General features: G+C 39.2%; 11 protein-coding genes. All 11 read left to right on the top strand.

Annotated features, from left to right (window positions below; translation table 11 throughout):
• Window position 1: 1 nt before the first annotated feature.
• The 11 genes from BLR54_RS03705 to BLR54_RS03655 all read left to right on the top strand — a co-directional run bounded on the left by BLR54_RS03705 (window position 2) and on the right by BLR54_RS03655 (window position 14172).
• Entirely contained in the window at window positions 2-643 is a 642-nt protein-coding gene (locus tag BLR54_RS03705) for a helix-turn-helix domain-containing protein (RefSeq protein ID WP_090417039.1), read from the top strand.
• 142 nt (window positions 644-785) lie between these two features.
• Window positions 786-1712 carry an ABC transporter substrate-binding protein gene (locus tag BLR54_RS03700; protein WP_090417037.1) on the top strand — a complete coding sequence of 309 codons (927 nt, stop codon included), beginning with the start codon at window positions 786-788 and terminating at the stop codon, window positions 1710-1712.
• Between the two features lie 21 nt (window positions 1713-1733).
• Window positions 1734-2495, top strand: coding sequence for an ABC transporter permease (locus tag BLR54_RS03695; RefSeq protein WP_090417035.1), 762 nt, complete (start codon window positions 1734-1736; stop codon window positions 2493-2495).
• Window positions 2495-3268, top strand: coding sequence for an ABC transporter ATP-binding protein (locus BLR54_RS03690; protein WP_090417033.1), 774 nt, complete (start codon window positions 2495-2497; stop codon window positions 3266-3268). The genes BLR54_RS03695 and BLR54_RS03690 overlap by 1 nt, the downstream gene beginning before the upstream one ends.
• A gap of 16 nt (window positions 3269-3284) precedes the next feature.
• Window positions 3285-5405: an anaerobic carbon-monoxide dehydrogenase catalytic subunit gene (gene cooS, locus BLR54_RS03685; RefSeq protein WP_090417031.1), complete on the top strand. Its 2121-nt coding sequence runs from the start codon at window positions 3285-3287 to the stop codon at window positions 5403-5405.
• 119 nt (window positions 5406-5524) lie between these two features.
• The gene (locus BLR54_RS03680) at window positions 5525-6910 is read left to right on the top strand and encodes an MATE family efflux transporter (protein ID WP_242871191.1); all 1386 of its coding nucleotides are present in this window, start codon (window positions 5525-5527) and stop codon (window positions 6908-6910) included.
• 269 nt (window positions 6911-7179) lie between these two features.
• Window positions 7180-8511, top strand: coding sequence for an O-acetylhomoserine aminocarboxypropyltransferase/cysteine synthase family protein (locus BLR54_RS03675; protein WP_090417029.1), 1332 nt, complete (start codon window positions 7180-7182; stop codon window positions 8509-8511).
• A gap of 62 nt (window positions 8512-8573) precedes the next feature.
• Window positions 8574-9506, top strand: coding sequence for a cysteine synthase A (gene cysK, locus BLR54_RS03670; protein ID WP_090417027.1), 933 nt, complete (start codon window positions 8574-8576; stop codon window positions 9504-9506).
• A gap of 119 nt (window positions 9507-9625) precedes the next feature.
• Window positions 9626-11311 carry a two-component system response regulator gene (locus tag BLR54_RS03665; protein ID WP_090417025.1) on the top strand — a complete coding sequence of 562 codons (1686 nt, stop codon included), beginning with the start codon at window positions 9626-9628 and terminating at the stop codon, window positions 11309-11311.
• A 38-nt stretch (window positions 11312-11349) separates the two neighbouring features.
• Entirely contained in the window at window positions 11350-13710 is a 2361-nt protein-coding gene (gene feoB / locus BLR54_RS03660) for a ferrous iron transport protein B (RefSeq protein WP_090417021.1), read from the top strand.
• 54 nt (window positions 13711-13764) lie between these two features.
• A complete protein-coding gene (locus tag BLR54_RS03655) occupies window positions 13765-14172 on the top strand; it encodes an ATP-binding protein (RefSeq protein WP_090417019.1) in 408 nt (135 codons plus the stop codon).
• The last annotated feature ends 18 nt before the right edge of the window (window positions 14173-14190 follow it).

The raw sequence follows: 14190 nt of genomic DNA, 5'->3' as shown, positions 1-14190 counted from the left end.
TATGGTTCATGCATATAATCAGATGTATTTAAATGATGCAATGATGAATTTGGCAGAAGCTTTAGATGTTGCAGCGAATGTTTATAAATTTAACTTGGATTTTTTTATGCATTTATTTATTACTTCTGGTATAGCTGCTCAGTTTGAAGTGGGAAATCCTAGATATGTTTCAGGCAAGTCTGGGACTGAATTAGTGGATGTAGTTGTAACTAAGGTCTATGGGAGTGATAGTCACAAGGAAGTAGATACTTCATATACTCCACCAACAGTAGAATACTGGACTGGATGGGTGTTGGCATACTATCAATGGTCTTCTGGAAAATCATTTAGAGATATTCAGAAGATTATCACAGTAGAAGAACTTAGTAAAAAATATAATCCTTATCATGAGATGGATGAAGAAAAGATTGTTGAATATATTAATAGTAAAGCGGAACATTCAGATACTGTTAGAAGACTTCAGGCATACAGAAAACTTTATGGTTTGTCACAGAGTGAATTGGCAAAGGAGGCAGGGATTAATCTTAGAACTTTGCAGCAGTATGAAATTGGAGCTAAGGATATAAATAAGGCAGCTGCATCTACTGTTTTATCATTAAGTAAAGTTTTAAAGTGCAGGCCAGAGGATTTGTGCAAGGATTAAATGTTTGTTATTAATATATTTGATACCCAGCTATCAGATATTGTGGGAACTAGGTTTATTGACCTAGTTCTTTTATTTTGTTATTATCCTATCAACCTAGTAGGCGATAGGAATTTATTAAGATAAAGTGGAGGATAAGAATATGAAAAGAATTTTACTATTAACATCATTACTAATCGTTACATGCTTTGCTTTTGTTGGCTGTGGCAGTGCAAAAGCAAGTGAATCAGCTGAGACCGTGAAGATTGCTTATCTTCCTATAACTCATTCTCTTGCGGCTCTTGAAGAGGCAGAGGAGCTAGCAAGCAATGACAAGGTAAGAGTTGAACTTGTGAAATATGGTTCTTGGCCAGAGCTTTTGGATGCTCTTAATTCAGGACAGGTAGACGGTGCGTCAGTACTTATTGAGCTTGCAATGAAGTCAAAGGCTGAGGGTGTTGGAATCAAGGCAGTTGCCCTTGGTCATAAGGATGGAAATGTAATCATCGTTTCGAACGACGTAAAGGATGGAGCTGATTTAAAAGGAAAAACAGTTGCTATCCCACATCGTCAATCATCACACAACATACTTGTAAATGATGCTCTTGCTAAAAATGGTCTTACTATTGAAGACATCAATGTGGTAGAGCTAGCACCTACAGAGATGCCTTCAGCACTTGCTGCTGGAACAATTGATGGCTACTGTGTGGCTGAGCCATTTGGTGCAATGGGCGTCTCAATTGGAGCAGGAAAGGTTCTATATACTTCTGAGGAGCTTTGGGAGGATTCAGTTTGCTGCGCTTTAGTTCTTACAGATGATTTTATTGATAATCATTCAGATACAGCAAAGGCTTTTGTGGAAGGATATAAGACTGCTGGAAATAATCTTGATGCAGATACAGCAAAGAGTGTTGCTAAGAAGTATTTAAATCAGAAGGACGATGTACTTGATATTTCACTTAAGTGGATTTCTTATGATGATCTTGAGATTACTGAAGAACAATACAATGAGCTTGCTGAGAAAGTGAAGGCTTATGGTCTTTCAGATAATCCACCAGCATATGATGATTTTGTAAAGAGCGACTTTTAATCGATTGACAAAGGGGAAGGCATGAAGAAATTAATCTCTTTCAAATATGTAGTTGTATCAATATTAATATTAATAGGAATCTGGCAATTGGCATTTATCATAAGTGATTATAGCGAAGCATTATTTCCATCACCTCTTATGGCATTACAAGCCTTGGTGGAAATGATATCAGATGGAACGCTTATTGCATCAATCGCAGCAAGTATGTACAGATTTGTAATTGGCTATGGCCTGTCTGTAATTATTGCAGTTTTCTTAGGATTGATTCTAGGAAGTCTGCCAAGGGTTTTTAACTATGTGAATCCAACCTTGCAGTTACTTCGACCAATATCACCAACAGCATGGATGCCATTTGTGGTTTTACTTTTTGGAATTGGAGATTTACCAGCAATCGTCATCATTTTCATAGCAGCATTTTTCCCAGTTCTTCTATCTACAGTGTCTGCTGTATCAAAAATAGATGATATTTATTTCAGAGTATCTGACAACTTTGGAATAAAGCAGCCGGCACTTATGTGGAAGGTGATATTACCAGCCGCATTCCCACAGATTGCAAACGCTATTCACCTTGCGCTTGGAAGTGCATGGATTTTCCTTGTGGCAGGTGAGATGGTAGGTGCCCAGTCAGGACTTGGCTATCAGATAATTGATGCGAGAAATAACATTAGAGCAGATATTCTTTTAGCTACAATCCTTGTGATTGGTCTCATTGGATTATTGCTTGATTTCTTAATTGGACTTGCAGAGAAGAGAATCTTAAAGGCATGGGGAGGTGAACAGTAATGTCATACATTCATATAGAAAATGCAGGGAAAACCTTCACAGAAAATGGCACAGAGTTCACAGCTCTTACTGAGGTTAACCTTGATATAGAAAAAGGTGAGTTTATATGTCTTCTTGGTCCATCTGGCTGCGGCAAAAGCACATTACTTAACGCTATCGCAGGCTTTGATTTGGCAAATCATGGTAGAGTGCAAATAGATGGAAAAGAGGTTACAGCTCCAAGTACAAAGAACGTAACCATATTTCAAAACTATGGTCTGTTGCCATGGCGCACTGTTGTAAAGAATGTAGAGCTGGGTCTTGAGGCACAGGGCATTGATAAAAAAGCTAGGCGTGAAAAGGCGCTAGAGTATTTGAAGTTAGTAAAGCTGGAAGACTTTGCAAATAGCTTTCCGCGACAGCTTTCAGGTGGTATGAAGCAAAGAGTTGCAATAGCAAGAGCCCTTGCGGTTGAGCCAGATATTATATTCATGGACGAGCCTTTTGGCGCGCTGGATGCTATCACCAGAATGAAGCTTCAGGATGATATTTTGGATATTTGCAAAAACGAAAAGAAGACAATCATCTTTGTAACTCACGATATAGAAGAAGCAGTTTATTTAGCAGATAGAATTGTAGTAATGACACCTAATCCTGGCAAAGTAAAAGGGGTTATTACAGTTCCTCTTCATCATTTCAGAGATAGAACCAGCGGAGATTTCTTGTTAGTCAGAGATAAGATATTTGACTTGCTGAACATGAAGACGGAAGAGAATATTGAATACAACATTTAGTAAAGGGAGAATTAAAATGAGTCACACACATACAGAAGAACATACACATGAGCACTGTCACAGCCATGAACACAATCATTCTCATGGAAAGCATGGTCTTGAGCATATCCACTCACACAGAAATTTAATAGGTTTTGATGAGCATGGAATTCCTACAGTTACACTTAAAGCTAGCGACCATGGCGGAGAGAGCAGCCCAGAGGATTTCACAAAAGATTATATGAATGCTGTCCAGGAATATCGAAAGACCTTTCCATCGAAGCAGGATGTAATTGATCAGACTCCGGACCCAGCAGTAAGGGATATGCTTCTTAGAATGGAGCAGCTTGGAATTGATACAGCCTTCGATAGATTTGATGCTCAAAAGCCTCAGTGTAATTTCGGGTTATGTGGTACCTGCTGTAAGATTTGTAACATGGGACCTTGTAGAATTACAGCAAAGGCTCAGAGAGGTGTCTGTGGTGCAGATGCAGATTTGATTGTAGCTAGAAACCTACTTCGCTCCGCAGCAGCTGGTGCAGCACAGCACGGTATGCACGCCCGAGAGGTAATGCTCACTTTAAAGAAGGTTGCAGAAGGTGAACTTGATATTCCACTTCTTGGCGAACAGAAAATCAGAAGTACAGCTAAGGCTTTTGGTATTAGAGAAAAGAACCGACAGCTTAAGAACGTTGCTAAGGATTTAGCAGATGTTTTGCTGGAGGACTTATCAAGAACTGTACCTGATGATTATAAAACCATCAGAGCCTGTGCTTTGCTAGAGCGCCAAAAGGTGTGGGAGGAATTAGACATCCTTCCTATAAGCGCTTATCACGAGGTGTTTGAAGCATATCACAAGTCAGGTTGCGCAACTGATGGTGACTGGAAGAGCATCATGCAGCAATTCCTTCGCTGTGGTCTTGCCTTTACCTTCTCAGGGGTGGTAGGAGCCAGCCTTGCCACAGACTCGTTATTTGGTGTTGGAGATAGAGTAACCTCTAAGGTTAATATAGGAGCTCTTGAGAAGGGCTATGTTAATGTTGCTGTTCACGGCCATCTTCCAACTCTTGTTAGTCAGATAGTGGCTGCTGGAAAGAGAGAAGATTTAGTAGAACTTGCAAAATCAAAAGGAGCTAAAGGAATTCGTTTTTACGGTATTTGCTGTTCTGGTCTTTCTGCAATGTACAGAGACAGCGGCGTTATTCCTCTTTCAAATGCAGTGTCGGCAGAACTTGTTCTTGGCACAGGTGCTCTTGATTTGTGGGTAGCTGATGTGCAGGATGTTTTCCCATCTATTATGGATGTGGCTAAATGCTTTAAGACAGTTGTTGTTACCACAAGTGATTCGGCTCGTCTTCCAGGTGCAGAGCGCTATGAATATGATCATCATCACAGCAACATTGGTCAGACAAAGGAGCTTGCTGAAAAAATTGTAAGACGTGCCATTGAAAGCTTTGAGGATAGAAAAGGAATTCCAGTTTACATACCACCATATGAGGTAGAGGCAGAGGTGGGATTTTCTGTTGAATACATCCACAGAAGATTTGGCAGCATGAAGCCACTTGCTGAGGCTATTAAATCAGGTCAGATTCTTGGTGTAGTAAATATGGTTGGCTGTAACAATCCTAAAGTACTTTACGAGAAATGTATTATTGATGTGGCAGATGAGCTTCTTAAGAACAATGTACTTATCATCACTAATGGATGTGCATCCTTCCCACTTATGAAGTTAGGATATTGTGCTGTATCAGGAAAAGAAAAGGCTGGAGAGTCTCTTCGAGAATTCCTTGAGCCAGATTTACCACCAGTATGGCATGTGGGAGAGTGTATTGATAATACACGCTCAACAGGAATCTTTGCAGGTATTGCAGGCGAGTTAGGGAAGAATCTTTACGAGCTTCCATTTGCATTTTCATCACCTGAGTGGGGAAATGAAAAAGGAATCGATGCAGCACTTGGCTTCAGACTTAATGGAATCAGTTCATATCACTGCGTGGAGGCACCAATTTATGGTTCAAAGAATGTAATTGAATTCCTGAAATATGGAACAAAGGAATTGCTTGGTTCTACCATGAACGTAAATACGGATCCAGTGGAGCTTGCAAAGCAGATTGTAAATGATATGAAGGAAAAGAGAAAGGCTCTAGGCTGGGATTAAAAAGTAATAACAAAAATTGACTAAGAAGTAATCAATTAAAGACCACCATCTTGATAATCGATTGTGTAAAATGCATACTACAATTATGTGGTATGCATTTTTTATGTGTTGAGGGTATTATGGTGAAACTATTTAATAACACAAAAAAGAAGGATATTGATTTTACACAGGGAAGTCCTTTTAGGCTGATATTGGCTTTCTTTTGGCCACTCTTTATGACAAGCATGCTTCAGCAGGTATATAACTTTGTTGATACCTTAATTGTAGGAAGAGGACTTGGAGATAATGCTCTTGCCGCAGTTGGTAATATGGGCTCGTTGTTCTTTTTAATAGTAGGATTTTCTTTTGGCCTTGCCAATGGTTTTGCTGTTCTCATTGCACAAAGCTATGGCGCGAAGGATGTAGAACAGCTTAGACACAGACTAGCTGCAACCATTGAGCTGGGAGTTATTCTTGCTATTGTGCTATCAACCTTTAGCATAGTATTTCTTCCAAAGCTTCTTATATTTTTGAACACTGACCCTGTTATCATGAAAGACAGTTTAAAATACGGCTACATTGTATTTGGTGGGTTGCCTGTGGGAATTGCCTATAACATTGCTGGATCAGTGTTGCGTTCTTTAGGGGATAGTAAAACACCTTTGAATGCAATTTTGTTTTCTTCAATTGTGAATCTATCCTTAGATAGTCTATTTATCTTTGTGTTGCATTCAGGTGTAGAGGGTGCTGCCATTGCAACTGTAGTTGCTCAAGTGATTTCTGTAATTATATGTATAAATAGTCTTAGACAGATAGATCTGATTAGACTTGAAAAGAAGTACTTCAATAATGAAGGATATATCTTTTGGGAGCTTCTAAAAAACGGTCTTCCAATGGCACTTATGAATTCCATCACTGCAGTGGGATGCATGGTGGTTCAAGCCTTTGTAAATGGATATGGTGTAGTTTACACGGCTTCTTATGCTGTTTGCTCAAAGTACTTGAATTTATTTATGAATCCAGCAGGAACCACAGGAAATGCTATTACTGCATTTACTAGTCAAAACTACGGTGCAAAAGAGTATGGCAGAATCAAAGAAGGGGTTAAGGTTGGACTAAAGATGGTCCTAGCTTTCTATCTTATACTTGGTTCAATTATGGTATTTTTGCCAGCGCAGCTTGGAGATTTTCTTTTGGATGGAAAAGAACAGATTAAGTTGGTTTGTATTTTCCTTCCAAGATGTGGAATAATGCTTATCTTCCTTAACATACTCTTTATAGTGAGGGCTACAGTCCAGGGAATGGGCAAGCCAATGCTTCCTATGATTTCTGGAATAGCAGAGATGATTCTTAGAGTGTTTGTGATTTCTTTCTTCATCGGAAGGATAGGCTTCAAAGCAACGCCATATGCAGAAATTAGTGCTTGGGTAGGAGCGCTTGTTATTAACGCATATGCGTTATACATAAATTTGTTACCGCTATTGAATGAAAAACGAGAGGCATCAAATACTGTAAAGGCACTTTAATAAAAATATAACTATAGCTGGTTATAAATTTCATTGATAACTGGCTATAGTTTTTCTTTATCTTAAAACCTATTGACCTAGTAGGTAATATGTAATAATATCTTTTCAACAAGAAAAAACACAAGAAAATGTATCGAAAGGGTAGGTAGTTCAAAATGAAAAAACTTTTAATTTCTTTTGTAAGACACAATTGCAAATATCAACGAATGCAGGGTTGTTGTTGCTGTTACTGTTGTTAAAAATTTTGTTTAATAAAGGAGATTAAAATTATGGCAAACTATAGATTCGAAACATTAGCACTTCACGTAGGACAGGAAAATCCAGATCCAGCATCTGACGCAAGAGCAGTACCTATTTACCAGACAACTTCATATGTATTTAGAGATTCACAGCACGCAGCTGATAGATTTGGTCTTGCAGATGCAGGAAATATTTATGGAAGACTTACAAATTCAACACAGGGTGTTTTAGAGCAGAGAGTAGCAGCTCTTGAAGGTGGCACAGCAGCACTTGCAGTTGCATCTGGAGCAGCAGCTATCACATACACAATCGAAGCCTTGGCAGCAGGAGGTGGACACATCGTAGCACAGAAGACAATCTACGGTGGAAGCTACAACTTACTTGCACATACACTTCCACAGTATGGTGTTACAGCAACATTTGTAGATGCTCACAATCTTAAAGAGGTTGAGGATGCTATTCAGGAAGACACAAAGGCAATCTACATTGAGACACTTGGAAATCCAAATTCTGATATTCCTGATATTGATGCACTTGCAGAAATCGCTCACAGACATGATTTACCACTTGTAGTAGATAACACCTTTGGTGCAGCATATTGGGTACGTCCTATCGAGCACGGCGCAGACATCGTAGTTCATTCAGCAACAAAGTTTTTCGGTGGACACGGAACAACACTTGGTGGTGTAATCGTTGAGGCTGGTACCTATGATTGGAAGAAGAGTGGAAAGTTCCCTGCCATTGCAGAGCCAAATCCAAGCTATCATGGTATTTCTTTTGCAGATGCAACAGCACCAGCTGCATTTGTAACATACATTAGAGCAATCTTACTACGCGACACTGGAGCTACAATCTCTCCATTTAATGCATTCCTTCTTCTTCAGGGAATTGAGACACTTCCACTTCGTCTCGATAGACATGCAGAAAATACCACAAAGGTTGTAGAGTTCCTTAAGAATCATCCAAAGGTTTCTAAGGTAAATCATCCTTCTTTGGCAGATCATCCAGATCACGAAGTATACAAGAAATACTTCCCTAAGAATGGCGGTAGCATCTTTACCTTTGAAATTAAGGGCGGCAAGGAAGCAGCATACAAGTTTATTGATAATCTTCAGATTTTCTCTATTCTTGCAAACGTTGCAGATGTTAAGAGCTTAGTAATTCATCCTGCTACAACAACTCACTCACAGCTTACAGAGGAAGAGTTACTTGATCAGGGAATTACACAGTCTACAATCAGACTTTCAATCGGTACAGAGCATATTGATGACATCATTGAAGATCTTGAAAAGGGTTTTGCAGCAATTGACGGAATCAATAACGTAAATGCGGATTCAAATTCAAATAGCCAGGCCGTTTAATTATGGCAGACTGAATAAAGAAGATATATAATACTTATAGTTTACATACGGAGGATAATGAAATGTCTAATATTTTTAAGAGCGCATCAGAGCTTATCGGTAACACACCTCTTGTTGAGGTGACAAACATTGAGAAGGAGCTTGGCCTTGAGGCTACAGTTCTTGTAAAGCTTGAATACTTTAATCCAGCTGGTTCAGTAAAGGATAGGGTAGCTCTTGCTATGATTGAAGATGCTGAGAAGAAGGGACAGCTTAAGGAAGGTTCAGTTATCATTGAGCCTACATCAGGAAACACAGGTATTGGTCTTGCAGCCATCGCAGCAGCTAAGGGATATCGTGCAATCCTTACAATGCCAGAGACAATGTCAGTAGAGCGTAGAAATATCCTTAAGGCATATGGTGCAGAAATTGTGCTTACAGAAGGTGCTAAGGGTATGAAGGGTGCTATCGCAAAGGCTGAGGAGCTTGCAGCTGAAATCGAGGGAAGCTTCATTCCTGGACAGTTTGTAAACCCAGCAAACTCAGAGGCGCACCGCAACACAACTGGTCCTGAAATTTGGAAGGACACAGATGGAAAGGTTGATATCTTTATTGCTGGTGTTGGTACTGGTGGCACAGTTACTGGTGTTGGTGAATATTTAAAGTCACAGAACCCAGATGTTAAGGTTGTAGCACTTGAGCCAAAGGATTCTCCAGTTCTTTCTGAGGGCCGTGCAGGTGCTCACAAGATTCAGGGTATCGGTGCAGGATTTGTTCCAGATGTTCTTAACACAAAGATTTATGATGATATTTTCGTAGCAGAGGCTGAGGATGCGTTTGCAGCTGCAAAGCTTCTTGCAAAGAAGGAAGGCATCTCTGTTGGTATTTCATCAGGCGCTGCACTTCACGGTGCAATAGAGCTTGCAAAGAAGCCAGAGAATAAAGGCAAGACAATCGTAGCTCTTCTTCCTGATTCAGGCGATAGATATTATTCAACACCATTATTTACAGAGTAATTTTTTCAGAAGCCTCTTGGTTAATTCCAAGGGGCTTCTTTTTGCCACTTTTGTTTTATTCTTGTGAAAAAAGAGTATAATAAACTTAATGGGGTATTGTAAGTTATGGAGGGTTTAGGATGAAGGAATTTGTTGAAAACAAATTAAAGCTAAAAAGAAAAGTATTGGTGGTTGATGATGGTGCTGTTGAGCGTAAGCTTCTTAAGGATATGTTAGAGGAGCACTATGAGGTTCTTTTAGCAGAAGATGGAAAACAGGCTCTACAGATAATTAAGGATAATTACAATACCTTATCTTTGATTCTTTTAGATTTGATTATGCCAGAGATGGATGGATATGAAGTTCTTTCTATAATTGGTAAGGACGAAACCATGTGTCGGATTCCAGTTATTGTTCTTACAGCTGATGATTCTGCAGAGGTAAAGAGCCTTAGAATGGGAGCGGCGGATTTTATTCAGAAGCCATACAATGTGCCAGAGGTTATCTTTGCCAGAATAGATAGAATTATTCAACTCTATGAAAATAACACCTTGGTTTCAGCTACTAAGGATGATCCTCTTACCGGTCTTTTGACAAAGGAATATTTCATTAACTATGTTGAGATGATTGATCACTATGCTCCTGAAAAGGATTTTGACATTATCGTCTTAGACGTAAACAAATTCCATCTTATAAATGAAATTCACGGCCATGTTTATGGAAATCGTATTCTTAAAGAATTAGGTGTGTGCATACAAAAGTATGTGGATAATAAAGGCGGAGTCGCTTGTAGAAGCAACGGTGACACCTTCATCCTCTGTGTGCCACATCAATCCAATCCAAATGAATTACTCTGGGAGATTCATGTACATCTTAAAGATCACCTAAAGGATGTTAGTACCAGAATCAGAATGGGTGTATACAGCCATTCCGATAGACATGTAGATGTTGAAAAAAGAGTGGACTGGGCTCTTCTTGCATGCAATAGCATAAAGGGAAATTATGGTGCAAGCATAGCTTACTATGATGCAATCATGCATGAGCGAGAGGCTTATGATGAAAAGCTACTACACGATCTGGAATCAGCATTAGAAGAAGATCAGTTTATAGTTTTTTATCAGCCTAAATATTTTATTCAAGAAGATAGGCCAAGGTTGATTTCTGCAGAAGCATTAATCAGATGGAAGCATCCAGAGCTTGGAATGATAAATCCAAGTCTGTTTATACCAGTTTTGGAACAGAATGGATTGATTCAAAAGCTTGATAAGTATATTTGGAAAACTGCTGCTGAACAAGTGGCGGCTTGGAGAGAAAAATTTGGTAGATCTGTTCCTGTATCTGTAAATGTTTCAAGAATTGATTTGTTAGAGCCGAATTTTGTTGAGAACATCACACATATAGTTCGAGAAGCAGGTCTTACCCCTAACGACTATATACTGGAAGTGACAGAATCCGTATATACGGATAATTCTGATGGTATTATTGATATTGTGAAGCAATTAAGATCCCTAGGTTTCAGAATTGAAATGGACGATTTTGGTTCAGGATATTCTTCACTTAATATGATTTCGTCTTTACCATTTGACACCTTAAAGCTTGATATTGGCTTTGTAAGACATATTCATGAAAATCCAAAGGATTATAAAATGGTAGAGATTATTCTTCAAATTGCACGACTTTTAAATGTAAAAGTAGTGGCAGAAGGTGTGGAATATGAAGAACAACACGAGCTTTTAAAGAAAGCCGGGGTTGACATTATCCAAGGATATTATTATTCTAAGCCGGTTGATGCTGAAACTTTTGAGATTTTTATAAAGACAAGCTAAGAACAACCAATTAAAAACTGTAAAAGGAAAATAGTAATTTGAATTTAAGTAAACTTGAAATCGGTAAAACTGCCACAGTTACTACTGTAGGCGGAAGCGGTGCCCTGCGTCAGCATTTTTTGGACATGGGAATCATCCCTGGCTCTGATGTTTCCATGATAAAATATGCTCCAATGGGGGACCCAATCGAGCTTCGCATTTCCGGATATGAGCTTACAATCCGACTGGCAGATGCAAAGCAGATTGAAATAGAAAACATAAGAGATACCGCAGAGGTTGAAAAAAATAATAATATTCACAGCAAAGGAATACCTCATCCAGCACTTGGTGAGGAAGCCTTTACCCATGATTATGAGGTGGAGCATAAAGCAAAAGAGGTTAACACTGGCAAGCTGACCTTTGCTCTTGTTGGTAATCAAAACTGCGGAAAGACGACACTATTTAACCAGCTGACTGGTGCTAATCAGCATGTGGGAAATTTCCCAGGTGTAACAGTTGACAGAAAGAGCGGCTCTATTAAGGGATATCCAAATACTGAGGTAGTTGATTTGCCTGGTATTTATTCGATGAGCCCTTATACAAGCGAAGAGGTTGTATCTCGTAGATTCGTTTTAGAGGAAAAGCCATCAGCCATTATTAACATTGTTGATGCTACCAATATCGAGAGAAATCTTTATCTGACAATGCAGCTTTTAGAGCTTGAGATTCCTACAATCCTTGCACTTAATATGATGGATGAGATGGCAGGAAATGGCGGTTCAGTTCTTATTAATGAGCTTGAGGATTTGTTGCAGATTCCTGTAGTACCAATCTCAGCTTCAAAGAACGAGGGTATCCAAGAGCTTGTGGCTCATGCTATTCATATTGCAAAGTATAATGAAAAGCCAGGCCGTACAGATTTCTGTGGCAAGGAAGACCATAATGGTGCAGTTCATCGTGCTATTCATGGTGTTATGAGCTTGATTGAGGATCACGCTGAAAAGGCAGATATTCCAATTAGATTTGCTGCTACAAAGCTTCTTGAGGGAGATTCTCTTGTTTCAAAGGCGCTTGCTTTAGATGAAAACGAAGCAGACACCTTAGAAAAGATTATTCTTCAAATGGAAAAGGAGAGAGGCTTAGACAGAGCTGCTGCGATGGCAGACATGCGATTCACCTTTATCAATCGTATATGTCAAGAGACTATTATTAAGCCTAAGGAAAGTAAGGAGCATATTAGAAGTAGAAATCTTGATAAGTTCTTTACTGGTAAGTGGACAGCGATTCCTGCTTTTATTGGAATAATGGCTCTTGTTTTTTACCTTACCTTTAATGTGGTTGGCGCTTTTTTACAGGGAGTATTAGAAACAATAATTGGTGCCATAACTGACTCTGTAGATAATGTTCTTACAGCAGCAAATGTGGCAGCACCAATTCATTCGTTGATTATAGATGCTATTTTCACAGGAGTTGGTTCAGTTCTTAGCTTTGTACCAATCATCGTGGTTTTGTATTTCTTCTTATCTATGCTAGAAGATAGTGGATATATGGCCAGAGTTGCCTTTGTGATGGATAAGCTGTTAAGACGAATTGGTCTTTCTGGTCGAAGCATCGTGCCAATGCTTATTGGATTTGGATGCTCCGTGCCAGCTATTATGTCCACAAGAACCTTACCATCAGATAGAGATAGAAAGATGACACAGCTACTTATTCCATTTATGAGTTGTAGCGCAAAGATGCCTATCTATGCATTCTTTGCGGCAGCCTTCTTCCCAAAGAAAGCGGCGCTTGTAATGGTAGGTCTTTATCTAATTGGTGTAGTTGTGGCTGTAATCGTTGCACTTTGTTCTAAGAACACCTTGTTCAAGGGTGAAGCAGTTCCATTTGTTATGGAGCTTCCAAACTATAGATTACCAGGACTTAAAAACGTATTGATGCTTATGTGGGATAAGGCAAAGGATTTCATTCAGAGAGCCTTTACCATCATCTTCCTTGGCACAATTGTGGTATGGTTCTTGCAGAACTTTAATTTTTACTTCCATATGGTAGAGTCCTCAGAGGATAGCATACTTGCAGCCTTAGCTGGCATACTTGCACCAATCTTTGTTCCTCTTGGATTTGGAGATTGGAAGATGGTTACATCATTGATTTCAGGCTTCCTTGCAAAGGAAAGTGTGGTATCAATGCTTACTGTACTTTATGGTGGTGTTGAAGGTCTTCGTGCTGCAATGTCTCCGCTTACAGCCTTTGCATTCTTGGTATTCTGTTTGCTTTACACACCATGTGTAGCTGCAATTGCTGCAGAAAAGCGAGAAGCAGGAAAGCGAGCAGCTTTAAAGATGGTAATATTCCAGTGTGCAGTGGCTTGGATCATTGCCTTCCTGATTAGAGCAACAGGTCTTGCTTTAGGTTTTAACTAATTATGGTATAATAAATTTGTCATTTCGGGATTATTGAGTATTTGGAGACTAAATATGAAGAGTATAGTGGTTGATGCAATACTTGAGAATTTACCAAACGTCATGGAATTTGTTGACCTTGAGCTTCAGCAGGTTGAATGTAGCATGAAAGCTCAAATGCAAATTGATGTGGCAATAGAGGAGCTTTTTGTTAATATAGCAAACTATGCCTATGGGGATGGTACAGGAAAGGCTACAATTGAGTTCTTCTTTGATAAAGATAGTCGAGAGGTGAAAATCTCTTTTGTCGATAGTGGTGCAAAGTTCAACCCTTTGGAGAAGTCAGATCCAGATATTACTTTATCTGCAGAAGAAAGAGAGGTTGGAGGCTTGGGTATTCTGATGGTTAAAAAGACAATGGACGATTTAACCTATGAATACACTGATGGAAATAACAAGACAACTATCTACAAGAAAATATAATTATTAGGAGGGCATTTT

The organism is Pseudobutyrivibrio sp. YE44 (genome assembly GCF_900104335.1).
Lineage (GTDB): Bacteria > Bacillota > Clostridia > Lachnospirales > Lachnospiraceae > Pseudobutyrivibrio.
The sequence above is the reverse complement of the archived record's forward strand: the minus strand, read 5'-3'. Positions and strand labels throughout refer to the sequence as shown.